Genomic DNA, 21669 nt, shown 5'->3' with positions numbered 1-21669 from the left:
GCGTCGCCCACCGGCGCCGCTCCCTCCACTGATCGCCATGCTCAAACCGGCTCAACGATCCGAACCGTCGCAAGTTTGACCGAGATTAAAGCCGTTGAATTTCCTTGCATGATATCTGCTGTGGGAACTAACAAGACCAATATCCAGTTTCCATCGGAGCAGCGCCCTGAAACTTATCGCCGAAAATCTGACCATTGACCGCGGCGGACGGCGGGTGTTCCAGAACTTGTCCTTTTCGTTGGAGCACGGAACCGCCCTGGTGGTGACGGGTGCCAACGGGATCGGCAAATCGTCTCTTTTGCGAACGCTGGCAGGACTTGTCCCGCTTGCCGAGGGAACGCTCCGGCTCGAGAACGGCGAGCCGGACAAGCTGCCGCATGAGCAGGCGCATTATTTTGGGCACCAGGATGCCGTAAAAGGAGCTTTGTCCGTCCTGGAAAATCTCGGCTTCTGGCAAAGTTTCATGTCCCGGTGCGAGGCAAAGGGCTTTAGCTGTGTTCCGCAGTCACCTGCGGAGGCACTTCAGACACTCGGCATTGCACATACGGCGCAGCTCCCGGCCGCCTATCTGTCCGCCGGGCAGAAACGCCGCCTCTCCCTCGCCCGTCTTCTGGTTACACCGCGCCCCATCTGGCTCATGGATGAACCGACTTCAGCGCTCGACAAGGCATCCGAGGGCCAGCTCCTTGGCCTGATGAATACGCACCTGGCCGAAGGTGGTCTGATCGTCACCGCCACCCATACCGAACTTGCGCTCGACAGTATGAAAACGCTGCACCTCAAGGCCGCGGAACCTGCCGAACAGATTCTCGAGGAGGCATTGCTGTGACGGGCTGGGCAATGGCATTGTTTCAGCGCGATCTGCGTCTGTCCGTCCGCATTGGCGGCAGTGCTCTGGTAGGTGTTCTGTTTTTCCTTGCGGTAGTCACCGTCATTCCCTTCGGCGTCGGACCGGATCTCAACCTTCTGGCTCGAATCGGGCCGGCGATCCTCTGGATAGGGGCGCTTCTGGCAACGCTCCTTGGACTGGACCGGCTGTTTCAGGCGGACCGGGAAGACGGCACGCTGGATCTTATGATGATGGCCGGGCGGCCGCTGGAACTGGTGGTCCTGATAAAGTGCCTTGCACACTGGATTGCAACGGGCCTGCCCCTCGTTGTCGCGGCACCGCTGCTTGCGATTTTTCTGAACCTTGATCCGGTCTCCATGGGTGCGGTCACCCTGACGCTGCTTGCGGGCACACCCGCCTTGACGTTGATCGGCGCAATCGGCGCTTCTCTGACGGTCTCCCTGCGCCGCGGGGGATTGCTGCTTGCAGTCCTCGTGGTCCCGCTCGCAATACCGGTGCTGATCTTCGGTGTCAGCGCAGCCGACGCGGCCATACACGACCCGGTGCCGTTCCTGACACCATTTCTTATCCTGTGCGCGCTGACGCTGATTGCCGCAGTCGTCGGACCCATCGCCTCTGCTGCCGCGTTGCGATTTGCGGCGGACTGACAAGTGCGAGCCCAGCTCGGAACCATTACACTTCAAATGATCCCGGCGCGGCTTGTGCTAGTATCTGGTTTATTGTTGTGAAGTTCCGCGCCAAACCAACGTTATAAGTAAGTTTTTGAAGGAATCCCGCAGTGTTTTCCATGTTGCGCCGATTTCTTGGTCTGAATATGTCTCATGAACCCGGCACGCACATCGAGGAGGCGTCCGGTAGGGCGCCTGCTGCTTCCGCTCCATCCGAAGACCACGCAGATCACAATCCAGACGATTTAAGTGGTTTGCCCTCGCAGGCGGATATCGACCGGGCACTTGAGGCTGCCAAACCCCACATCGCAAGAGTTGCATTGGAGCGGCCATACCTGGTCAAAGACAACGGCGCCGAGACACTCGACGCCATGATCGCTCACTTAGATAGGAACCTCTCGGCACAGCTCACCCAAATTCTCCATCATCCCGCATTCCGGGACCTGGAGAGTACATGGCGCGGGCTTTTTTACTTGGCGTCCAACGTTGAGTGGGACGAGCTGCTGCGGCTTCGAGCAATGAACATCAATCGGAGTGAGCTGCAATCTCTTCTACATGATGGCCCCGTTAAGCTCAGACCCGGAGACCGGGTTTCGCGAGCTCTTTTCGAAGACGTGTACCAATCGCCGGGCGGCGAACCCTACGGGCTCCTGGTGTTGGACGAAGCTGTCGACAACACTCCGGCAGACATCAATCTGTTGCGCGCGCTCGGCCAGATTTGCGCGAAGGCGCAAACACCGCTGCTCGCCGGTGTTTCCCCTTCGCTTTATTCTGCAGACAGGCTAGCAACTAAACGAAAATCTGAACCAAAGAACTCCGATCCGTTGCTCAGCCATCCCGATTGGGCGGCTCTGCGGCGGCATAAAGACAGCCGCTACATCGGATTGTGCCTGCCCCGAGTCCTAGGGCGGCTGCCTTACGGCAACGAGGCGCCTTCGGCAGGGGCATTTGTTTTAGTAGAAGATGTGTCGTTCGAAGATGCAGCTGGTTTTTTGTGGATCAACTCAGCCTTTGCTATGGCGGCGAATGTTGGCCGTTCGGCGAAAACCTATGGCTGGGCCGTTAGGATCCGTGGCGCCGATGGCGGCGGTGAAGTTGCGGGTTTGCCGGAGCTTGCGTTGCCGACAACCGATGCCCCTTCCAACGTGATGACGCCGCTGGATTTGCTGATCGACGAGCGACTTGAGACAAAATGGGCCAGGGAAGGCCTAATTTCACTGCTACCGCGGAAAGGCCGTGCAAAACCCGTATTTTTCGGAGCGCAGTCGCTGAACACGCCGGACGCTGGGAAGATTGCCGATCCGGAAGAAGAGGCACGCCAAGTCGTGCTGAGCCGGTTACCCTATGTTCTTTGCGTCAGCCGCTATGCACACCACGTTATGCGCATGGCGGCAGACTGGCCTGAACCCATCGGTGAAGCCTTTCAACAACATGTTCAGGATTGGCTTGACCGTTCGGTTCACCCACGACCGTGGGAATTGCGTCCGGAGCGCAGGGGCGCGTATCCAATTCAGGCGGCAAGCTTCACACTGACCGAAAGGAATGAACACCAACAGGCGGAGCTGGAGATTCTCCCGGGGTATCAATTTGAAGGTCTGGGTGTCGCAATCCGGCTTGAGCTGACATTGCCGGATCAGGCTTGAACACCTGCGCAAGGCGCGTCATTCGTGCTTCCGGCCGTTCGCGATCAGGGCAAATGCGTTACCGCTTGCAGCGACAAGATCCGGACAGTCCGCTCTATCTGCTCACTCTGTCTTGATCGATCGCAATGCAGTCTGCGGCGACGCGGTGCATTGAAGGACGCGGGAGAGTAAAGTAAGTAAGACGCTATGGCATTTTGGGATTATGCAAATCCGACGCGGTTTTTAAGGATCGTCCAGGTCGTACTGCCCTGGCTGATTGCATTGTGCGTGCTCGCCTTTGCCACCGGACTTTATATGAGCTTCCTGGCCCCTGAAGACTATCAGCAGGGCCAGACCATCCGCATCATGTATATCCATGTACCGGCCGCCTGGCTTTGCATGATGTGTTACACGGTCATGTCGCTGTCCTCGATCGGCACCCTCGTCTGGAAGCACCCGCTGGCCGACGTCTCGGCGAAAAGCGCTGCACCGATCGGAGCGGCGTTCACGTTCATGGCACTGGTGACGGGCTCGCTTTGGGGCAAGCCCATGTGGGGCACCTATTGGGTCTGGGACGCACGGCTGACATCCGTACTTGTGCTCTTGATCATGTATCTTGGTCTGATGACGCTGTGGCGGACCATGGATGATCCGATCAAGGCCGGGAAGGCCGCCGCGGTTCTGACACTCGTTGGTGCGCTCAACCTTCCGATCATCAAGTTTTCCGTCGACTGGTGGAACACGCTTCACCAACCTGCAAGCGTGGTCCGCCTTGACGGGCCGACAATTCATCCCGATCAGCTTTGGCCGCTGCTGGTCATGGCGGTTGCCTTCACCCTGTTGTTCCTTGTGCTGCATCTCATGGCCATGCGCAATGAGGTGCTGCGGCGCCGCGTGCGTGCCCTGAGGATGCGGGCTGCAAGCGCATCACAGCCCGGTACGGCCGCAGCAACGGCACAGCCAGCGGAGTAGCACCATGGATCTCGGACCACACGCTGGCTTTATTCTGGCATCTTACGGGCTTTGCCTTTTGACCGTGCTTGGTCTTGTCGCATGGGTGAAAATTGACAGGGCAAATCAGGACCGTGCCTTGAAGGAGCTCGCCGATCAGGGCATTTCGCGCGCGCGTCCCCAGCACGAGCGCGGGTGAAGGAAATGAGCACCTCCGAATCTGACCTCAATACAGATCCAGAGACCGGCGGACCTAACCAAAAGCGCGGCTTTCCGATCCTTGTTCTGCTGCCCCTGATCGTGTTCATGGCCTTGGCGGGCTTGTTCATGTTTCAGCTCCTTCTTGGAAACGACCCACAGGCGATACCATCCGCCCTGATCAACAAACCGGCGCCGGACGTCACCCTGAGCGCCGTTGAGGGGCTTTCGAAGGATGGAACTGCAGTGCCTGGTTTTTCCCGGGACGATCTCATCGGCAAGATTTCAGTCGTGAACGTTTTCGCGTCCTGGTGCGGACCTTGCCGGGACGAGCACCCGCTTCTGGAAAGGCTTGCAAAGGTCGAAGGAATTCAGCTCATCGGCATCAACTACAAGGACAAGCCTGAAAACGCGCGCCGTTTTCTTGGCAGCCTCGGCAATCCTTACGACCGTATCGGCGCTGACGCTGCAGGGCGAACCGCGATTGACTGGGGCGTTTACGGTGTTCCTGAGACCTTTGTTGTCGATGGCGAAGGCACGATCCGCTACAAGTTCATCGGACCGCTTGGCCCTTTGAGCTATGAGCAGGTCTTCCTGCCGGAACTGCAAAAAATCATTGCTTCGGGCCAGTAACAGCAGCTCCAGCGTTTGTCACTTTCCCGCGAATTCCATATCCTGATCAGCATGTCACCGGCTCGTGACTCGCGATTGAATGCCAAGTTGCATACTTTACGGTCAAGCAAAACAGGAAACGAGCCAAATGGTGGGTCTCTCATATCGGAAAGCACGCAAGGCTTTCCGGACAGGAATTGTTGTTATCGCTGGAATAGCCGGCTCAATCGCCGCTATGCAGGCTGCGGTCGCCCAGCCGCAAAAGGTTGTGGAACTCTTTACGAGCCAGGGCTGTTCGTCCTGCCCACCGGCCGATCAGCTTGCTGAGCGCCTGGTCGAGGAAGACAAGGATGTTCTGACGGTTCTCATGCCCGTTGATTATTGGGATTACCTGGGCTGGAAGGACACGTTCGCAAGCCCGGTACACTCCCAGCGTCAGCGCTCCTACGCCACGCGCAGGGGTGACAGGTCCGTCTATACGCCGCAAATGGTGATCAACGGTGAAGAACACGTTGTCGGTAGCCGGGAGCGCGAAGTCCGCGCGGCCTTGAACCGGGCGGAACCCTTTACCGCGGATGTCGATCTGACGATCTCTGACATGGTTGTCCAGGCCAAGGTGGATGGCACCTTGCCCAGCGGCGCGAAAATGGCGACCGTGTACTTCCTCAGGATCGAAGACGAGGCCACAGTTGAAATCGGCCGCGGCGAAAACGCGGGCCGTCAGATCAAATATGTGAACATTGTCCGCAACCTTGAGCCGATGGGCGTCTGGGAAGGAGGGTCTGTGACCTTCCGCATGCCGAAGTCGAAGCTGATGCTGAAAGGCGATGCCCGGTGCGCGATCCTGATCCAGGTCGAGGACCGGGATGGTCCGGGAAAAATCATAGGCGCGGCGGTCATGGACTGGCAGGACGCTTCCTAGAACAATTGGATGCGTTGGCCAGCGGCGAGCCCGCAGAAAGTGCAGGATTATCGCGGCTGCAGCCTTGTAACCTTTGTAAAAACTGATACCCCTTGCCGCGGCTTGATCTTCGCGACAGGGGTAAGGCATGGACCTTAAGGTCAGGATCCGGGTTGCCGTAATCAGCATTTTTGTCGGCTTTCTGGTGCTCGCCCTGAAAACAGGCGCATACCTTTTGACCGACTCTGTCGCGCTGTTATCCGATGCGCTTGAGACAACGGTCAACATTGCCTCGTCTTTTGCAGCTCTCGCCGCGATCTGGTTTGCTTCCAAGCCGGCAGATAGCAACCACCCCTACGGACACGACAAGGCTGAGTACTTTGCCGCTGTTCTGGTCGGCGTCATGATCGTGCTTGCCGCGATATCTATTTTCAGAGCCGCGTGGATAGGCTTCACCGCTGGCGACAGCCCCCAGTTCTCGCCCGAGGGCATCGCGATGAATCTCGCGGCAGCTTTGATCAACGGAGCCTGGGCGCGCTATCTGATGCGATACGGCAAGAAGGCGAGATCGCCTGCGCTCATCGCCGACGGCAAACATTTGAGGACCGATGTTCTCAGCTCGCTTGGGGTGCTTGTGGGTGTTGTCCTGGCGCTCATGACAGGATGGAACCTGCTCGACCCGGCCTTGGCGCTTCTCGTCGGCCTTACAGTCCTCTGGTCAGGCTGGGAACTGGTCAAGGAGTCCATTGGCGGACTGATGGATGAGGCAGCCTCAGGCGATGTCCTTGAAAAAATTCGCGATCAGATTTCAGAGCAGGGCGAAGGTGCGATTGAGGCGCATGACCTGAGAACAAGGATCGCAGGAAAATCGACCTTCATTGACTTCCACCTTGTCGTTCCGGGCGATATGTCGGTAGACGCCGCCCACGATATCTGCGACCGAATTGAAATCGCAATCAAGGAAGACGTTCCCGGAGCGCATATCACGATACATGTCGAGCCCGAACACAAGGCCAAACACTCTGGTATCGTCGTTCTTTGAGAGATTTGCCAAAGATGAAATCAAGCAGGAATTGTCGTTGAACGCGTCTCACAAACGCCGGGTCACTCAGGCCCTGGATCATGTACTGCTGATCGCGGGCGCCTTGCTCATGTGCGTGCCGGTTTATGCCCTGTTCGCGGCAACCACACATGTCCCCGGCACCCCGATAATGCCCCGCCTCGATCCGGGTGGGGCGCTGCTGGAAAATTACGGTTCGTTTCTGACCTCAAGTGCGGGATTTTCCGGAGACATCACGGTTGTCGCCATGGTCTGGAATTCATTCATTCTTGGTGCGGGCTTTGCCGCATTGAAAGTTGCTGTCTCCCTGCTTGCCGCCTACGCCTTGATTTATTTCCGGGTCAGGGGAGCCAGCGTGATTTTCGCAATCTTGATGCTCACGCTGATGCTCCCGCTGGAATCGCGGTTTCTGCCGACCTATGAAGTGGTCGCCAATCTCGGTCTCGTGAACACACGCACCGGGCTTGTGCTGCCGCTTGTTGCGTCCGGACTGGGGACATTGTTCTTCCGGCAATTTCTCATGACCGTTCCGGATACTTTGCTTGAATCGGCCAAGCTGGATGGCGCAGGTGCCTGGAAATTTTTCAAGGACATCCTGCTGCCCCTGTCCCTTCCGACGGCTGCGGCTCTTTTTCTGGTTCTGTTCGTGAACGGATGGAACCAGTATCTTTGGCCCGTCATCGTCACGTCAGAAGAATCCGCCTATACCGTCGTCCGGGGCATGCAGTTTTTCGGACGGGCAAGCCTGCCGGGATTGATGCTGGCAATCCTGGCTATTCTTCCGCCGTCAATCCTTGTCATCTTGTTTCAAAGACAGGTCATTAAAGGACTGTTTGACGGCTCGCATTGATGAAACTGACCTCAAAGAAGGCGAATATCGCATGACATTTGAAGCGATCCTGTTCGATTGCGACGGCGTACTGGTTGATTCGGAAATCATCTATGTCGAGGTGGAACGCGAACATCTGGCGCGTATTGGCCTTCAATACGACCTGGATGAATATATGAGCAGGTTCCAGGGCCTTGGCAGCTCTGATTTCTGGGCCGCGCTCGACCGGGACCATCGCGCGATAGGCAAGGGCCCGTTGCCCGAAACCTTCGGTCCCGAGCTCGATGCCGCGACGATGGACCGGATTGATCGGGAATTGTCGGAGATAGCGGGTATCAAACAACTGCTGGAGGCGCATGACGGCCCAAGGGCTGTTGCATCTTCGTCGCGCCTTCACCGGCTGGTCCATAAGCTTCAGCACACAGGTCTTTATGACTATTTCGAGCCGCATATTTATTCCGGCGAACAGGTTGCCAACGGCAAGCCGGCGCCGGATCTGTTCCTGCTTGCCGCTGAAAAACTCGGCGTAGACCCTGCAGCAACGCTTGTGGTCGAAGACAGCTCAAACGGTGTGAAAGCAGGCCTTGCCGCCGGCATGACGGTTTGGGGATTTGTCGGCGGCGGGCACAGTCACGATGGCCATGCGGGACAATTACTGGAAGCAGGCGCACACAAGGTTGTTGAAAGCCACGGTAACATGGCTGAACTCTTGAGCAGCGAAGCACCGGCCTAAGGCGACCCATATCGGCAATTCGCCCCCTTCCCCCGGGCATCCGACGGGCATAGCCTGCGGGTCAATCCATCAGCTCAGACACGACCTTGCCCCAAAAGGGTGGTTACCACGGCACGCGCTCAATCCTCAAAAACTGACGCCGGACCGACGGTTTTTACACTATTAACCATGTTCGACGATCCTGTTGAGACAGTGACGAAGGGACTGGTCCGATGTTTAAACGTGCCTTGATTACGGCGATCGTCGTGGGCTCCATTTTGACGATTATCAATCAGGTGGACGCTGTTTTCGGCCAGGCAGAGCTTGTCATCTGGCAAGCGCTTTTGTCGACTGCGGTACCGTTCATCGTCTCGCTTGTCAGTGCCTACCTCACATTACGGCACAAGGACGCCAATCACAAAAACAACGCGCTCGATCCGCAGGCAGCTCCCGCCGATGAGGCATCCCGCAGTGACGGGCAAAACTTCGCAGCCCCGCCAGGCCCGGCCGCTGAAGCCGAAATCGAACAGCTCAAGGATGCGTGGGCGGTGGTTTCGCAGATCGGTCAGAATGCCAGGGCGGTGAATTCAGCCAGCAGGGAGCGGGCGGAATTCCTTGCCGAACTCATCTCGACGGCCGATCAGATCCAGGACGACCTGCGTTCGGTCGGCGTGCGGGCCGAAAGCTGCACGCAGGATCTTGCAAATGCTGGAACGAAAATCACCGAAGCGCGCGAGAGCATCCAGACGATTTCCGAAACTTGCCTCGGTGCTGCCGATCTGATTGGGAAATTGAACACTGCAACTTCGGACCTGACGAACAAGTTCAACGACATAGAAAATCTCGCTCAGGAAATTTCATCCATTTCTGCACAAACCAATCTTCTGGCACTCAACGCAACCATTGAGGCAGCGCGGGCCGGAGATGCAGGCAAGGGCTTCGCGGTGGTAGCCAGTGAGGTCAAGGCACTGGCCGGATCGACGGAAAAGGCGGTCGAGTCGATTGCGACGATCTTGTCGGAAATGACGCAGTCGCTCGCCGAGACCCGGGAGCTCGTCAAGACAGCCAAGGAGAAACTTGAACTTTCCGATACGCAGAGTGCCGGCAGCCTTGAACAGATCTCGACGGTCGAAGACTATTTGCAGGACCTGACCTCCAGGAATGAGGCGACGTCCAGACAGATGAACGACAAGACGTCGGCGCTGGACGAGGTTTCAACGAACTTGCACAAGATCCGGCAGGATACGGAAAACGCAATCAAGGGCTCAGCCAAAAACATTGAGCTTGCAAAGCGCGCATCCGATGCGGTTCAGGACGTTGCTGAAAAATTGAAACCGGCCGTCGTCTGACCCATCTCGTGCTACCGGTGCAGGCAAAAAAAACCCGGGGTTGCCCCCGGGTTTCCAGTTTGCGGTCCGAGCCAATAGACCGCCTGGGAGATTTTGTTCTAACGCCTCTGTTAAATCAGAGACGCTGGGAACCTGTTCCGAATTCCGGATAGGCTTCCACACCGATTTCGACCTTGTCGAGACCAAGCGCTTCTTCCTCGTCGGATACGCGGATGCCCATTGCAGCTTTCAGGATGAACCAGACAACCGCGGACGCCACCAGTGTGAAGACACCGTAAGCAACGATACCGATGATCTGGGTGACCCAGGAAGCGTCGCCGTTGGAGAGCGGCACGATGAAGGTGCCCCAGATACCTGCGATGAGGTGAACCGGGATGGCACCGACGACATCGTCGATTTTCAGCTTGTCGAGAAGCGGAACAGTGAACACGACGATCGCACCACCAACACCACCGATGAACACGGCCTGCCAGACACTTGGTGCCAGCGGCTCAGCGGTAATAGACACGAGACCGGCCAGAGCACCGTTCAGAGCCATGGTCACATCGACTTTCTTGTAGAGAGCCTGGGTGAGCAGAACAGCGACGACCACACCGGCCGCGGCGGCCATGTTGGTGTTCGCGAAGATGCGCGAGATGTCGGAGACATCGCCAATCGTTCCCATAGCGAGCTGAGAAGCACCGTTGAAGCCGAACCAGCCCAGCCACAGGATGAAGGTGCCGAGTGTTGCCAGCGGCATGGAAGAACCCGGGAAGGGATGAACGGTGCCGTCTGCGCCATATTTGCCCTTACGCGCGCCGAGGATGATGGCACCTGCAAGTGCGGCCCAGCCACCAACGGAGTGAACCAGCGTGGAGCCTGCGAAATCGGAGAAACCCATTTCGGATAGCCAGCCGGCACCCCACTGCCAGGAACCCGCGATCGGGTAGATGAAACCTGTGAGAACGACCGTGAAGATCAGGAACGGCCACAGCTTGATACGCTCGGCAAGCGTTCCGGACACGATGGACGCGGTGGTCGCACAGAACACCATCTGGAAGAACCAGTCAGAGGCTGTCGAATAGCCGGTGTCGAGCGCATTGCCGCCAACTTCGTCAAATGAATACGGGCCGAAGGAGCCCATGAAACCGCCGTCAACGCCCGTGTACATCAGGTTATAGCCGGTGATCCAGAACATCAGGCCCGCAATTGAATAAAGCGAGATGTTCTTCAGACACTGCATGGACACGTTCTTGGAACGGACCAGACCTGCCTCGAGCATGGCGAAACCGGCGGCCATCCACATAACCAGGAAGCCACCGATCAAGAACAGAAGCGTGTTGAGAATATAGGCGACTTCCGGAGATACAGCCGGAGCTTCAGCCGCAGTGTCTTGAGCGAAAACCGGAAGAACCGAAAGGCTCAACACGGCAAGCGTCGCCGCACTCTTAGCGACAAGTTTTTTCATGATACGTTTCCTTACCTAAATCACAGAGCTTCGGCGTCTGTTTCGCCAGTGCGGATGCGCACAGCCTGATCGATCGAGTGAACGAATATTTTGCCGTCTCCGATCTGACCGGTTTTCGCGGCGCCGGAGATAACGTCAATGACCTTTTCGACGTCGGCAGTATCGACGGCGACTTCGATTTTCAGCTTCGGCAGGAAGCTCACCGCGTATTCCGTGCCGCGGTAGATTTCGGTGTGCCCCTTCTGGCGGCCATAGCCTTTCACTTCGGTCACCGTCAGGCCCTGGATGCCGATGCCTGTCAGGGCGTCGCGCACTTCGTCGAGCTTGAACGGCTTGATGATGGCCATCACTATTTTCATTGCTCGTACCATTCCCCTTTTTCTGCCCCTTCCCTGCGAAGAAGCTCGGTCGTCGGCACCGGACACGCGCCTGTTCAGTTCCCCCTCTGGAAGGGTACTCAGGTCTTGAGATGCACCATTTTCTGGTGAGCCGGCCCAACGTCGGCCTTTCTTAATCAAGGACCGTGCCAACTAGGGAGGTGAATGAAAGAATATATGTTTTTCAGAGACTTAAGAGAATTTAGCGATTCAGGACTTCGTTAATTGCAGATGCATGATGAAAAACTGGGCAGCTTCTTCGCTCAAAAAATAGACAAATTGAGAGCTGCGGGTGAAAAATTGTGCAGGGCTAATTGTGAGCAAAAGCACCGAAAAAAGGCAGGAACTCTTGGAACCTGCCAGCTGATCTTGGCGACTTCGTCCGGCCGAAACGGAACGCTTCGCAGGAGCCTGAAAGCATCAGGCCGAAAAGCCGCCATCCCTCAAATAGGCGTCTTCCTCCGCTGTCGTCGCGCGCCCCAAAACCTTGTTGCGATGAGGAAACCGGCCAAAGCGCCGGATCACATCCATATGCACTAGCGCGTAATGATAAAGCTCTTTGTCTCCGAGCCGCCTGCACAGGTCGACCGCCCTTTCCTGGTGCTCCATATCCTCTGAGTGTTCAAAGGGAAGGTAGAAAAATCCTCGCGCATCCTTTGGAAAAGCCCGGTCAAACCCCCGGTCGATTGCTCTTTCTGCGATGGCAATCGCCTTGGCATCGCCGCTGAAGGCCTCGGGCGAACCGCGATGAATATTGCGCGACATCTGATCGAGCAGGAGAAGCAGCGCAAGCGTTCCATCTGCTGTTTCCTGCCAGTGATCCAGCTCTCCGGCTTTTGCCGCAGCAAGGCTTGCGGCAAACCGATCGCGGCAACTGCCGTCGAACTTGTCACCGCCGGCGAACCATTTCGCAGACCCGGCCTGCCACCAGAAATCAAGCACATCCAAGGGCGTTATCGCGGTATCGTTCATCGGTTTTTCCAGTTCAGGCGTGCAAGCGAAAGACAAGTCTTTCGAAAGCACTCATGCAAACAAGAAGCAACCTTCTTTACTGTCCGCAGGCCTGAATCTGCCAGTTATCCCGATGCATCTGGGTCAAATCTTCCAGATATCCGCTTTCTTTCAACGCAACCATTTCCAGGCGAAAGGCATCGGCGAGATCCGGGTCAGTCCCTTTGCTGAAGACCGCCCAGAGGGGCTTTGCAAGATCTTCGATATAGACAACCGGCTGCAGGAGACTGCCATCATAACCTTGCTTGCAGGCGGCTGCTTCGGCAAGAAATCCGGTCAGCGGCAACAGATCGACCCGGCCTAAATAGAGCATCTCGATACCCTGACGATAGTCGGTGATCGGGACCAGTTGTCCGGAGGCGTCAAGCCCCAGGCTCTTCAGGTAGGAATGTGTGTTTCCGCCGTCCTGCACGCCGATTTTCACATCGAGATCCAGCAGATCTTCCACTGTGTCGACCACAAAACGGGGCTGCGAATTCAGCTGGAACAAGTACTGTCCGTAAGGTGAAACCTCACCGAGCCAAAGAAACTGGTCTTCGCGTTGAGGCGTCCGCGACATGGAAAATAGCATCACGTTCGGAGCGGACTTCGCTGTCAGGATCGCCCGCTTCCAGGGCAGAAACTCGAACGATCCGATTTCTACCGGCAGATCCTCATTCACCCGTTCAAACACCGCCGAGATGTAGCGCGCTACATACCCGTCGGGCACCCCATTGTTGTCCCACTGGAGGGGCGCGAAATTTTGCGTGACGATTCTGATTTCCCTTGCTTCGCTTAATGCGGCAACAACACTGCCCAGCAGCACCGCGAGCGCAACGGCGAGGATCTGCAAAGGTTTTGTTCTCTTGTCCGGATCAAAACAAAGCATTTGACGTCTCTGCTAATTGTTGCAAGGAACCATTGAAGGGGTTCTGTAAAGTCAGCCACCATTCTAGTTCTGAACCATTAATGCCGCTTGAAGATCCGCGATTCAGCCGACAAGGGCACCGGGTGGAAATTGAAATATCGGCCAAAAATCAATGGAATAATATCAGTGTCTGAAACAATGCTCGATCTCAAGGGGCTGAAATGTCCGCTCCCGGTTCTAAAAACCCGAAAGGCGCTGACACGGCTGAGCGACGGCGATCAGCTCATTGTCCTGACAACCGATCCGATGGCGGAAATCGATATCCCGCACTTCTGCCAGGAGAACGGCCATACGCTGATCGAAGGTGAACGGACCGAGTTCGGACACCGCTTCCGGCTGTCGAAGGGTGAGAAGACCGGGTCGCCGTAATTATGACGACGATGCGATCTTTTCGATTTCACCGGCCAGCTCCAGGTCGAGTTCACTCAAACCGCCAACGTCATGCGTTGCCAGCGTGATGTCTACTGTTCTGTAGACATTTGACCACTCGGGATGATGGTTCATTTTCTCGGCCACGAGCGCGACCTGTGTCATGAACCCGAAGGCTTCCCGAAAGTCTTTGAACTTGAAAGATTTGAAAATCGCTTCGCGCCCTTCGCACAGATGCCATTCCGGCAACGTGGTAAGTCCCGCGGCGCGGTCTTCAGGTTTCAGTCGCTCAGCCATCCTACTCTCCTTTGACGATGTGCCTTCAATGGAACACATGACATGTCACAGTCTAGTGGCATCACGTCACGAAGACGATGGCGATTTCCCTGACATGCCATTGCATTTATCTTCCTAAGGCAGCACCTTGCGCATATTGCGCACTTTGGAGGCCATATTGTCACGTGCTGTCTTGTTCGTTTGCCTTGGCAATATCTGCCGATCGCCGCTCGCCGAGGGGATCTTCAAGGACCTTGTTGAAAATGCAGGCCTCTCCGACACGTTCACAATAGATTCAGCCGGAACCGGCCCCTGGCATGTCGGCAATCCGCCCGATGCCCGCTCGATTGAGATCGCAGCCCGGCATGGCATCGATATTTCCGGTCAACGCGCTCGCAAAGTGGCCGACGCTGATTTCGAGACATTCGATGTCATCGTAGCCATGGATGCGCAGAACCTGTCGACGCTGACAGAGTTGAGTCCGGCCGCGCCCGCCGATGTTCGCCTTTTGCTGAACGCGCCGCCTCGAGATGTCCCCGACCCCTTCTTTGGCGGTCCCGAAGGCTTTGACGAGGTGTATCATCTCATCCGGTCCGGATGCGGGCAACTGCTCGACGCCTATACCTGATACTGGCTTGCTTGCTCAGCTAAGAGAATTTGAGCGTTCGATTTCATAAATTCTTCTTGGAGCCTGCGTTATGACAGGCCCTCGTGATTGTTAGCTTGGCTTTGCGATGAAAATTCTGTGGTGGTCACTGGCCGCTCTGCTCCTATTGCTCGGCTTTGCGACGGTTTGGCTCCCAATTCCAACCGGCGTCCCGCTACTCGCGCTTGGGCTTGTCGTCATTGTCGGCACCAGCCGCAGTGCCGCCCGCCATCTTCGCAAGCGACGCAGGAACACGCCACCGTTGAACGACGCAATCACCTGGGTGGAAAACAGATCTCCACTTCGCTTCGCGCGTATTTTGAAGCGAACCCGGCCGCGCAAAATCCGGCATCAACGAGACGCGGAAAGCCGAACATGAAATCGCAAAACGTTCTGCCAGTTTGAATGGCGCTAGTGTTCTGAAAATTTACGGGTCACTCCGCGCACAATGATCCTGGAGCGAAGGATTAAACGGTTGAGCCGCCGGTGCAGCCTGCGTCCGTTCACCGTGAACCATTCATCCAGTTTCCGGTCACTCACGATTGGCGGAACCCGTTGGTACAGAAGGTGATAGACAGCCAGGATCAGCAATAGCGTGATCCCCCACGATATCAGCGTGTCTGAGAAAAAATGTCCGCCAAACGCGACCCTGTTGGCCGAAAGAACCAGACACAGAGGCACTAGGAATAACAGCGAGGCCTTGCGCCAGGTCACTGGAACCAGAAACGCGATCGATGTGAGCCACATGGCCGCCGACGCCTCGCCGGAGACGAACGAACAGTTGCTGTCGCAATGGTCGGTGATTTTCCAAACGGGCTGATAAGGCAAATCACCGCCAAACTCTTCGACATACCGAGGCCTTGGGCGCCCCCAATTGTCCTTCAGGATCGCGTTCACGATCACGCCGGGACCCAAAATAAGCGTCGTCAGGAGAAAGACCGGCTGGCGAAGCGGCATGAGGGGTGGACGTCCGGGTGCAAGCAACTTGATGACGAGCACACCGACACAGGCGATCGCAATCACCTTCACAAGAAACGGGCCGAGGTGCCGTACATCCCGCAGGAACGGTTCATTCTGCGCCCAAAAACCCGAAACCTCGTTGTAAAATACGCCGCTGGCCCAAAAATCAACGCCCGGGAAACTCAGAAAAAACAGCGAAACGGCGACAATATAAGCCGTGACGGCGATCATTGGATGGGCCATACACCGCACGGCCAGCTTGCGAACCCATGACTTCGAACTATTCTTGGAGAGATCGCTTTGTGTCATCACTGTATTTCAGGCCGATTTGAGAACTCATGATCTAGCTCATTCGCCAGGAGCATCCAATCCCCGAAAGCCCGGCTAATCGTTTGCGGAGTATCACAAGGTGACAATGAACCGCCAGTCCAATCAGCCTGAAGGCTCGAACATCGTGTCCCTGCAGTCCGACGGCAAACCGATCGTCGAATTCTGGTACGAGTTTGCGTCGACATACAGCTATCTGTCGGCCATGCGGATTCAGACCCTCGCAACCGATTGCAACGTGAAAATCGTCTGGCGCCCCTTTTTGCTCGGCCCCATTTTCAAGAAGCAGGGCTGGGACACCTCGCCCTTCAACCTGCAGCCGGCAAAGGGCAGTTACATGTGGCGGGACATGGAACGTCAGTGCGAACGGTACGGTTTGCCGTTTCGCATGCCAGCGCCTTTTCCACAACACAGCCTGGCAGCGGCGCGGATCGCTTATTGTGGCCGCCAGGAAGCGTGGATCGGCGCCTTTACACGTGCGGTCTATGTCGCGCAGTTCGGCCAAGGTTTCGACATTTCCGATGAAGCTCTGATGGCAGACCTCCTGCTGGAAACGGGCGCACCCGTCGATCGGACACTCAATGAAGCCAAATCATCTGAAACGAAAATCGGACTGAGAGCGGCGGTCGCGGAGGCGGAACAGCTGGGAATTTTCGGGGCACCGAGTTTCGTACTGTCAAACCGTGACCTTTATTGGGGCGACGATCGTCTCGAACAGGCCCTGGAAGTGGCAGCACGCCTTTGAATGCGCGGGAGCCGTACCCAACTGGCCGGAGTGCGAATGAGATCCCGGCTTCTCAGGCAGGATCACTGCAAGCACGAACCAGCGCCGCATAGAGATCGGTCGGTGACAGGGGTTTGGTCACAGTCTCGCGGAACCCTGCCTCCCGCAGTTGACGTTCACTGACACCCTCCAATGCCGCCGTCACCGCAATAAGCGGCAGCCCCGACTTCGAGGGATCCGCCTTCACTTCGAGCGCCGTCTCGATACCGCTCTTTCCGGGCATGTTAAGATCGAGAAGGATCGCGTCGTAGTCCCGGGCCCCGATCAGCGCAAGCGCGTCTTCGCCAGACTGGGAAACGTCGAATGTGCATCCGAAGGTTTCCAGCAAAGCAGCCATCAGCCGGCAATTTGTGGCGTTGTCGTCCACAATGAGGACATGCGCCTTGAGACCGCGTGTGTTTTCCTTGTTTGACGCTGTCAGGCCGGGCGCCGCTTCCGGAACGGGCGCTGCCTCACTCGTGGATGCGGGTATGTGAATTTCAAAGCAGCTTCCTCCGTCAGCCGGGCGGCGCAGGAACAACCGTCCTCGCAGCACCTCTACCAGCCGGGTGGCACCCCACAATCCAAGCCCATGTCCGGCGACCGCCGAGGCGCCTCGGCGGCCTCGTGAAAAGGGGCGGAAGAGATGGACCTCTTCGTCTGGATCGATGCCCGGCCCGGTATCTGAAACCGCAATGCAGGCAAAAGCCTGATCGGTCCGGTTCTGGTCGCCTGCCTCGCTGTGCATCGACTGTTGCACGGAGACGCTCACCTTTCCCGTCTCGGTGTATTTGATCGCGTTATCCAGGACAGCCATCAGAATACGGCGCAGCTCGATCGGATGCGCCGTCCACAGATCTCGCAATTGCGCATCAATCCGCACGTCAAACGCAAGGCCCTTGTTTTCCGCGGCGATCCGGAAAAGGTCTGCGCATTCCGTGACAAGCGCGATGATACTTTGCGGGCCGGTGCTTGAGGCATGGCCAGCACTCGCCGTTTCCACAAGATCGCCTGTCATTTCAGTCAGGGAGTCTATGGATTTGATCAGGATCGCGAGTTTTTCCGCCTGATCATCATCCAGGGACCCGTTTCCGATCAGATCGGCTGTAAGCCGCATGGCAAACAGAGGTGTTCTGAGATCATGCGCCAATAGCGCAAGCCTGGCATTGTCGTCGTCATGATCCGGCATTCTGCCCTATTCCTCCTGAAGAACGGGGCAACCTGTCATTTCCGGCCGTCAAACACCGCCGTGACTGAATGATGCATCGTCCTCTTGCGGGTTCATTTTGAAGGCTGGCGGTGCGTGATCCAATCCCCTAAAAACAGTTCCCAACCGCAAATTCTTGCTCGCCCTGCTACGCCACTTCTCCAGACCCTAACCGGACCCCACATGATTGCGCAGACTTTTTCCATTGTCGCTCCGGTGTTCCTCTTGATCGGCATCGGATATTGCCTGGCGCGATTTGGAGTGCTGTCGCAAGGCATCGGAGATGCGCTCGGCCAATTCGTTTTCGTGGTTGCACTGCCTGTTCTTGTATTCCGGTCACTGATTGGCGCAGACCTTTCGGGCGGGCTGCCGTTCGCACTCTGGGCAAGTTACTTTCTGGGCGTTGCAACTGCCTGGATCCTTGGCACGCTGGTCATTCGCAAGGGATTTGGCAGAGAAGCACGTGCAGGCGCAATCGGCGGCATCTCCTCTTCCTACGCCAACTTGCTCCTGGTCGGAATGCCTGTGGTCGCGGCGGTTTACGGCAACGCGGGCCTGGTTCCCGTGCTTCTGATCATTTCGATCCATCTCGCGACGATGACAATCGTGATGGCAATCGCCATGGAACGCACCGCGGCGATCGATAGCGGTACGGCGATGCCCTCACTGGGCAAACTGGTTCTGGACGCCGGACGCAATATCATCACCAATCCCCTGATCATAACGATCCTTCTCGCTTTTGCGTGGCGGCAGACTGGTCTGGAGCTGCCGGAGTTGGGTGAAGAAGTGCTCGGGCGGATTGCCGCGACAGCGCTGCCGCTCGCGCTATTGTCCCTCGGCATGAGCCTTGTGCAATACGGTCTGCGCGGAAACATGCTGCCCGGGTTCCTGCTTGGGTCCATCAAGATCATCGTCATGCCGACGGTCGTGTTTCTTGCAGGCGCTTTCCTGTTTCAGCTGCCGCCGCTCTGGGTCGCCGCTGCGACCCTGGTTGCGGGCTGCCCGACCGGCGTCAATGCTTATATCTTTGCCAATCGATACGGGACCGGGCATGCGATGTCCGCCAACGCGATCACCATGACGACTTTGAGTGCGATCGTGACCACCAGCCTTTGGGTTTCGTTCCTGAGCTTCTGGTTCGGCCGCGACTTCTTATAGGCGCTTATAGCCCGATACGCCTGCGAAGTTCGGTGTGCGCCATCCCTTCCGCACGGAGGGCGTTCAGACTGGTATCCCGATTGGATTTGGACAGCTTTCGCCCGTCCGCACCCAATACGAGCCGGTGATGCCGATACCGGGGCTCGGGAAGTCCGAGCAACTCCTGAAGGACCCTGTGCACGCTCGTGGCATGAAAGAGATCCTGGCCTCTGAGAATGTCGGTAACGCCCTGGCGGGCGTCGTCGACCACGACTGACAAATGGTAACTTGTCGGCGTGTCCTTGCGCGCAAGGATCACGTCCCCCCAGCAATCCGCTTCGACGGGAACGCGATTTCCCGGGTCGAAAAGTGACTTTCCCTCTGCACCTGCCTCCTGCCAGCTCAGATCGGAACCGATCCGGGCAAGAGCCTTCTTCATGTCGAGCCGCAGCGCAAAGGAGGCATCGCTGCTGGCGCGTGCCCTTATGGTCCCCTCCGACAACACGGCCAGATCCCCTGGGTAAAGAGGCGCCCCATCGGGATCCCTTGGCCATGTTTTGCCATCCGTCTCGTATTCGGTAACGAAGGTTTTGATTTCCGACCTGGTCAAAAAGGCAGAATAAACCACCCCGAGGTCCTGAAGCTTCTCCAGCGCCGCACGGTAGAACGGAAAGGCTTCCGATTGCCTCGGTGACGGTTCATCCAGCGGAACGCCGAGCCAGGCAAGATCCTCGAACATGTCTTTTTCCAGCTGCTGCGTGCACCTTGTTTGATCAATGTCTTCGACGCGCACGAAAAACCGGCCACTGAGCGCAACAGCCGCACGAACGTTCAGCAGTGCGGACAACGCATGCCCGATGTGAAGATGCCCGTTCGGAGACGGTGCGAAACGAAAGCAGGGCTTTGTCATTTGGCAAGGAGAACCGGGTTGACGTGCGCGCGGGCATGGAACATGACCGACGGTATTCCTATCACTTGCACCAATCCGCGCAAGGGCACGAAAGGTGAGCGAAAAGATGAAACCCGTTGCGACCGAGGATGACGTAAACACCGGCCTTGCAAACCTGATTTCAATCGATCCACGCCTTGAGGAGATTGCTCTTGCTGCAGGTCCTCTGCCACTCCGGCGCCGGCCGGCGGATTTTGGCGGCATGGCACAGATCATCACCGCGCAACAGGTCTCTGTTGCCAGTGCAACGGCGATTTTCAATCGTTTCCAGGAGCGCGTTACTCCGTTGACCGCTGAAACGATAGCCCTGCATTCGGATCAGGATCTCGCCGACGTGGGACTCTCGCGGCCAAAGATCAGAACGTTGCGCGCCGTCGCCGCCGCTTGCGAGGGCGGACTGGACTTCGCTCGCCTGGCGACCTGCCCAGCCGACGAAGCGCATGCTGAACTCTGTGCCATCAAGGGTATCGGCCGCTGGAGTGCGGACATCTTTCTCCTGTTCTGCGCTGGCCATCCGGATGTTTTTCCAAGCGGGGATCTGGCACTCCAGATCGCCGTTCATGACGCTCTGGACCTGGGAAACAGGCCCGCACCGAAAGAACTGGACGAGATTGCCGTTGCGTGGAAGCCCCATCGTGCGATCGCGGCACGGCTCTTCTGGGCCTGGTACCGCGTCCAGAAACAGGGACGGGAGACTTTGCCGGTCTGACCCTGCTTCCTAGCGCGACGACATATCTCCTATGACCCTCAAGAGCAGGTCTATATCCTGCGGCCGCGACAGGCGGTGATCCCCATCAGGAACCAGAGAGTATGTCACGTCGTCCAAAGGCAGGGCTTCAACCAACCGCTGCACATGCCGGGCCGGTACGTCCAAATCCTGCGCTCCCTGCAGGATCGTGACCGGAACGCCCAGATGCAGATCCTTGTCCAGAAGCAGGTGGCTTCGGCCGTCTTCGATCAGTTTCCGGGTTATGACATAAGGATCAGCGCTGTATTGTGAGGGCTGCTCCCAGCGCCCGTCTTTCGAAATGGCTTCTCTGATCTCTTCGGAAAAGCGCTCTTTCCACATCAGTTCTTCAGTGAAATCGACTGCGGGGGCAATCAGAACCAGTCCCTTGATCCGGTGCGTTGCCTTCCGCCGTAGTGTCAGAAGCAGGGAGATCCAGCCCCCCATGGAGGATCCGACGAGTATCGTTTTACTCTGGCAGAACCTGTCGAAAACAGCTTCTGCTTCTTCCAGCCAATCCGACACGCAAGCCTCTTCAAAGTCTCCTTCGGACGCTCCGTGTCCCGAATAGTCAAACCGGACGACCTCCTGCCCGGTCTCGCGACCGAAAGCGGCAAGCGCCTCCGCTTTGGTTCCGCTCATGTCCGACTTGAAACCCGAAAGCCACATCAGGGCCGGCTCGTTTCCGGGCTCGATGTCGACCGCAATACTGCGCGCCAGAGCATTTTTTCCAACCTGGATGAATTGCGGTTCTCTATCACCCATATTATGGCTCTCATTCCGTATCTGTTTCCCGGCGCGCCGTCACACATCT

General features: G+C 57.1%; 25 protein-coding genes. 16 read left to right on the top strand and 9 right to left on the bottom strand.

Going from position 1 to position 21669, the window contains the following annotated elements; genetic code table 11:
* Nucleotides 1–115: 115 nt before the first annotated feature.
* From ccmA to Q0915_RS21165, 11 genes are all read left to right on the top strand, one after another.
* On the top strand, nucleotides 116–829 hold the full coding sequence (ccmA, locus tag Q0915_RS21215) for a heme ABC exporter ATP-binding protein CcmA (RefSeq protein WP_366525319.1): 714 nt from the start codon (nucleotides 116–118) through the stop codon (nucleotides 827–829).
* 11 nt (nucleotides 830–840) lie between these two features.
* Nucleotides 841–1497: a heme exporter protein CcmB gene (gene ccmB, locus Q0915_RS21210; protein WP_299479146.1), complete on the top strand. Its 657-nt coding sequence runs from the start codon at nucleotides 841–843 to the stop codon at nucleotides 1495–1497.
* A gap of 140 nt (nucleotides 1498–1637) precedes the next feature.
* Nucleotides 1638–3161: a type VI secretion system contractile sheath large subunit gene (tssC, locus tag Q0915_RS21205; RefSeq protein ID WP_299478404.1), complete on the top strand. Its 1524-nt coding sequence runs from the start codon at nucleotides 1638–1640 to the stop codon at nucleotides 3159–3161.
* Between the two features lie 186 nt (nucleotides 3162–3347).
* On the top strand, nucleotides 3348–4112 hold the full coding sequence (locus tag Q0915_RS21200) for a heme ABC transporter permease (protein ID WP_299478401.1): 765 nt from the start codon (nucleotides 3348–3350) through the stop codon (nucleotides 4110–4112).
* Between the two features lie 4 nt (nucleotides 4113–4116).
* Nucleotides 4117–4290 (top strand): heme exporter protein CcmD, encoded by a 174-nt coding sequence (gene ccmD, locus Q0915_RS21195; RefSeq protein WP_299478398.1) that lies wholly within the window; start codon nucleotides 4117–4119, stop codon nucleotides 4288–4290.
* 5 nt (nucleotides 4291–4295) lie between these two features.
* Nucleotides 4296–4922, top strand: coding sequence for a DsbE family thiol:disulfide interchange protein (locus tag Q0915_RS21190; protein ID WP_299478395.1), 627 nt, complete (start codon nucleotides 4296–4298; stop codon nucleotides 4920–4922).
* Between the two features lie 127 nt (nucleotides 4923–5049).
* Nucleotides 5050–5823, top strand: coding sequence for a thioredoxin family protein (locus Q0915_RS21185; RefSeq protein ID WP_299478392.1), 774 nt, complete (start codon nucleotides 5050–5052; stop codon nucleotides 5821–5823).
* A 127-nt stretch (nucleotides 5824–5950) separates the two neighbouring features.
* Complete coding sequence (locus tag Q0915_RS21180) at nucleotides 5951–6844, top strand: cation diffusion facilitator family transporter (protein WP_299478389.1); 894 nt, start codon at nucleotides 5951–5953, stop codon at nucleotides 6842–6844.
* A gap of 37 nt (nucleotides 6845–6881) precedes the next feature.
* A complete protein-coding gene (locus Q0915_RS21175; RefSeq protein ID WP_299478387.1) occupies nucleotides 6882–7712 on the top strand; it encodes an ABC transporter permease subunit in 831 nt (276 codons plus the stop codon).
* Between the two features lie 31 nt (nucleotides 7713–7743).
* Nucleotides 7744–8424 (top strand): HAD family hydrolase, encoded by a 681-nt coding sequence (locus tag Q0915_RS21170; protein ID WP_299478384.1) that lies wholly within the window; start codon nucleotides 7744–7746, stop codon nucleotides 8422–8424.
* Nucleotides 8425–8636: 212 nt separating this feature from the next.
* Nucleotides 8637–9752 carry a methyl-accepting chemotaxis protein gene (locus Q0915_RS21165; protein WP_299478381.1) on the top strand — a complete coding sequence of 372 codons (1116 nt, stop codon included), beginning with the start codon at nucleotides 8637–8639 and terminating at the stop codon, nucleotides 9750–9752.
* A gap of 115 nt (nucleotides 9753–9867) precedes the next feature.
* On the opposite strand, the gene Q0915_RS21160 is transcribed toward Q0915_RS21165, so the two are convergent.
* The 4 genes from Q0915_RS21160 to Q0915_RS21145 form a co-directional block, all read right to left on the bottom strand.
* The gene (locus tag Q0915_RS21160; protein WP_299478378.1) at nucleotides 9868–11199 is read right to left on the bottom strand and encodes an ammonium transporter; all 1332 of its coding nucleotides are present in this window, start codon (nucleotides 11197–11199) and stop codon (nucleotides 9868–9870) included.
* A 20-nt stretch (nucleotides 11200–11219) separates the two neighbouring features.
* The gene (locus Q0915_RS21155; RefSeq protein WP_299478375.1) at nucleotides 11220–11558 is read right to left on the bottom strand and encodes a P-II family nitrogen regulator; all 339 of its coding nucleotides are present in this window, start codon (nucleotides 11556–11558) and stop codon (nucleotides 11220–11222) included.
* Between the two features lie 438 nt (nucleotides 11559–11996).
* On the bottom strand, nucleotides 11997–12548 hold the full coding sequence (locus Q0915_RS21150; protein WP_299478372.1) for a DUF924 family protein: 552 nt from the start codon (nucleotides 12546–12548) through the stop codon (nucleotides 11997–11999).
* A gap of 76 nt (nucleotides 12549–12624) precedes the next feature.
* A complete protein-coding gene (locus Q0915_RS21145; RefSeq protein WP_299478369.1) occupies nucleotides 12625–13455 on the bottom strand; it encodes an ABC transporter substrate-binding protein in 831 nt (276 codons plus the stop codon).
* A 165-nt stretch (nucleotides 13456–13620) separates the two neighbouring features.
* Here Q0915_RS21145 and Q0915_RS21140 point away from each other — a divergent pair, with 165 nt between their 5' ends.
* Entirely contained in the window at nucleotides 13621–13863 is a 243-nt protein-coding gene (locus Q0915_RS21140; RefSeq protein WP_299478366.1) for a sulfurtransferase TusA family protein, read from the top strand.
* On the opposite strand, the gene Q0915_RS21135 is transcribed toward Q0915_RS21140, so the two are convergent.
* A complete protein-coding gene (locus tag Q0915_RS21135; protein WP_299478363.1) occupies nucleotides 13864–14160 on the bottom strand; it encodes a 4a-hydroxytetrahydrobiopterin dehydratase in 297 nt (98 codons plus the stop codon).
* A gap of 154 nt (nucleotides 14161–14314) precedes the next feature.
* On the opposite strand from Q0915_RS21135, the gene Q0915_RS21130 reads away from it, so the two are divergent.
* The gene (locus Q0915_RS21130; RefSeq protein WP_299479143.1) at nucleotides 14315–14767 is read left to right on the top strand and encodes a low molecular weight protein-tyrosine-phosphatase; all 453 of its coding nucleotides are present in this window, start codon (nucleotides 14315–14317) and stop codon (nucleotides 14765–14767) included.
* 429 nt (nucleotides 14768–15196) lie between these two features.
* Here the strand turns inward: Q0915_RS21130 and Q0915_RS21125 are convergent, their stop codons facing one another.
* Complete coding sequence (locus Q0915_RS21125; RefSeq protein WP_299478360.1) at nucleotides 15197–15976, bottom strand: phosphatase PAP2 family protein; 780 nt, start codon at nucleotides 15974–15976, stop codon at nucleotides 15197–15199.
* 184 nt (nucleotides 15977–16160) lie between these two features.
* On the opposite strand from Q0915_RS21125, the gene Q0915_RS21120 reads away from it, so the two are divergent.
* Nucleotides 16161–16817 carry a 2-hydroxychromene-2-carboxylate isomerase gene (locus Q0915_RS21120; protein ID WP_299479140.1) on the top strand — a complete coding sequence of 219 codons (657 nt, stop codon included), beginning with the start codon at nucleotides 16161–16163 and terminating at the stop codon, nucleotides 16815–16817.
* Nucleotides 16818–16869: 52 nt separating this feature from the next.
* Here Q0915_RS21120 and Q0915_RS21115 read toward each other — a convergent pair whose 3' ends face one another.
* Nucleotides 16870–18024: a hybrid sensor histidine kinase/response regulator gene (locus Q0915_RS21115; RefSeq protein ID WP_299478357.1), complete on the bottom strand. Its 1155-nt coding sequence runs from the start codon at nucleotides 18022–18024 to the stop codon at nucleotides 16870–16872.
* Nucleotides 18025–18225: 201 nt separating this feature from the next.
* On the opposite strand from Q0915_RS21115, the gene Q0915_RS21110 reads away from it, so the two are divergent.
* A complete protein-coding gene (locus tag Q0915_RS21110) occupies nucleotides 18226–19200 on the top strand; it encodes an AEC family transporter (RefSeq protein WP_299478354.1) in 975 nt (324 codons plus the stop codon).
* Between the two features lie 4 nt (nucleotides 19201–19204).
* Here Q0915_RS21110 and gluQRS read toward each other — a convergent pair whose 3' ends face one another.
* Nucleotides 19205–20089 (bottom strand): tRNA glutamyl-Q(34) synthetase GluQRS, encoded by an 885-nt coding sequence (gene gluQRS, locus Q0915_RS21105; protein WP_299478351.1) that lies wholly within the window; start codon nucleotides 20087–20089, stop codon nucleotides 19205–19207.
* Nucleotides 20090–20195: 106 nt separating this feature from the next.
* On the opposite strand from gluQRS, the gene Q0915_RS21100 reads away from it, so the two are divergent.
* Nucleotides 20196–20837 carry a DNA-3-methyladenine glycosylase 2 family protein gene (locus Q0915_RS21100; RefSeq protein WP_299478348.1) on the top strand — a complete coding sequence of 214 codons (642 nt, stop codon included), beginning with the start codon at nucleotides 20196–20198 and terminating at the stop codon, nucleotides 20835–20837.
* 9 nt (nucleotides 20838–20846) lie between these two features.
* On the opposite strand, the gene Q0915_RS21095 is transcribed toward Q0915_RS21100, so the two are convergent.
* Nucleotides 20847–21620, bottom strand: coding sequence for an alpha/beta hydrolase (locus Q0915_RS21095; protein WP_299478345.1), 774 nt, complete (start codon nucleotides 21618–21620; stop codon nucleotides 20847–20849).
* Between the last annotated feature and the right edge of the window lie 49 nt (nucleotides 21621–21669).

The organism is uncultured Roseibium sp. (genome assembly GCF_947494555.1).
In the GTDB taxonomy this organism is placed as follows: Bacteria; Pseudomonadota; Alphaproteobacteria; order Rhizobiales; family Stappiaceae; genus Roseibium.
The sequence above is the reverse complement of the archived record's forward strand: the minus strand, read 5'-3'. Positions and strand labels throughout refer to the sequence as shown.

What these genes read in the sequence shown, in the direction of transcription:
- tssC (WP_299478404.1), top strand. Translation starts at nt 1,638, where the DNA reads ATGTTGCGCCGATTTCTTGGTCTGAATATGTCTCATGAACCCGGCACG.
- Q0915_RS21115 (WP_299478357.1), bottom strand. Translation starts at nt 18,024, where the DNA reads ATGCCGGATCATGACGACGACAATGCCAGGCTTGCGCTATTGGCGCAT.
- Q0915_RS21155 (WP_299478375.1), bottom strand. Translation starts at nt 11,558, where the DNA reads ATGAAAATAGTGATGGCCATCATCAAGCCGTTCAAGCTCGACGAAGTG.
- Q0915_RS21135 (WP_299478363.1), bottom strand. Translation starts at nt 14,160, where the DNA reads ATGGCTGAGCGACTGAAACCTGAAGACCGCGCCGCGGGACTTACCACG.
- Q0915_RS21110 (WP_299478354.1), top strand. Translation starts at nt 18,226, where the DNA reads ATGATTGCGCAGACTTTTTCCATTGTCGCTCCGGTGTTCCTCTTGATC.
- Q0915_RS21160 (WP_299478378.1), bottom strand. Translation starts at nt 11,199, where the DNA reads ATGAAAAAACTTGTCGCTAAGAGTGCGGCGACGCTTGCCGTGTTGAGC.
- Q0915_RS21150 (WP_299478372.1), bottom strand. Translation starts at nt 12,548, where the DNA reads ATGAACGATACCGCGATAACGCCCTTGGATGTGCTTGATTTCTGGTGG.
- ccmD (WP_299478398.1), top strand. Translation starts at nt 4,117, where the DNA reads ATGGATCTCGGACCACACGCTGGCTTTATTCTGGCATCTTACGGGCTT.
- Q0915_RS21185 (WP_299478392.1), top strand. Translation starts at nt 5,050, where the DNA reads ATGGTGGGTCTCTCATATCGGAAAGCACGCAAGGCTTTCCGGACAGGA.
- gluQRS (WP_299478351.1), bottom strand. Translation starts at nt 20,089, where the DNA reads ATGACAAAGCCCTGCTTTCGTTTCGCACCGTCTCCGAACGGGCATCTT.
- Q0915_RS21170 (WP_299478384.1), top strand. Translation starts at nt 7,744, where the DNA reads ATGACATTTGAAGCGATCCTGTTCGATTGCGACGGCGTACTGGTTGAT.
- Q0915_RS21125 (WP_299478360.1), bottom strand. Translation starts at nt 15,976, where the DNA reads ATGATCGCCGTCACGGCTTATATTGTCGCCGTTTCGCTGTTTTTTCTG.
- Q0915_RS21145 (WP_299478369.1), bottom strand. Translation starts at nt 13,455, where the DNA reads ATGCTTTGTTTTGATCCGGACAAGAGAACAAAACCTTTGCAGATCCTC.
- Q0915_RS21180 (WP_299478389.1), top strand. Translation starts at nt 5,951, where the DNA reads ATGGACCTTAAGGTCAGGATCCGGGTTGCCGTAATCAGCATTTTTGTC.
- Q0915_RS21165 (WP_299478381.1), top strand. Translation starts at nt 8,637, where the DNA reads ATGTTTAAACGTGCCTTGATTACGGCGATCGTCGTGGGCTCCATTTTG.
- Q0915_RS21200 (WP_299478401.1), top strand. Translation starts at nt 3,348, where the DNA reads ATGGCATTTTGGGATTATGCAAATCCGACGCGGTTTTTAAGGATCGTC.
- ccmB (WP_299479146.1), top strand. Translation starts at nt 841, where the DNA reads ATGGCATTGTTTCAGCGCGATCTGCGTCTGTCCGTCCGCATTGGCGGC.
- Q0915_RS21095 (WP_299478345.1), bottom strand. Translation starts at nt 21,620, where the DNA reads ATGGGTGATAGAGAACCGCAATTCATCCAGGTTGGAAAAAATGCTCTG.
- Q0915_RS21120 (WP_299479140.1), top strand. Translation starts at nt 16,161, where the DNA reads ATGAACCGCCAGTCCAATCAGCCTGAAGGCTCGAACATCGTGTCCCTG.
- Q0915_RS21190 (WP_299478395.1), top strand. Translation starts at nt 4,296, where the DNA reads ATGAGCACCTCCGAATCTGACCTCAATACAGATCCAGAGACCGGCGGA.
- Q0915_RS21100 (WP_299478348.1), top strand. Translation starts at nt 20,196, where the DNA reads ATGAAACCCGTTGCGACCGAGGATGACGTAAACACCGGCCTTGCAAAC.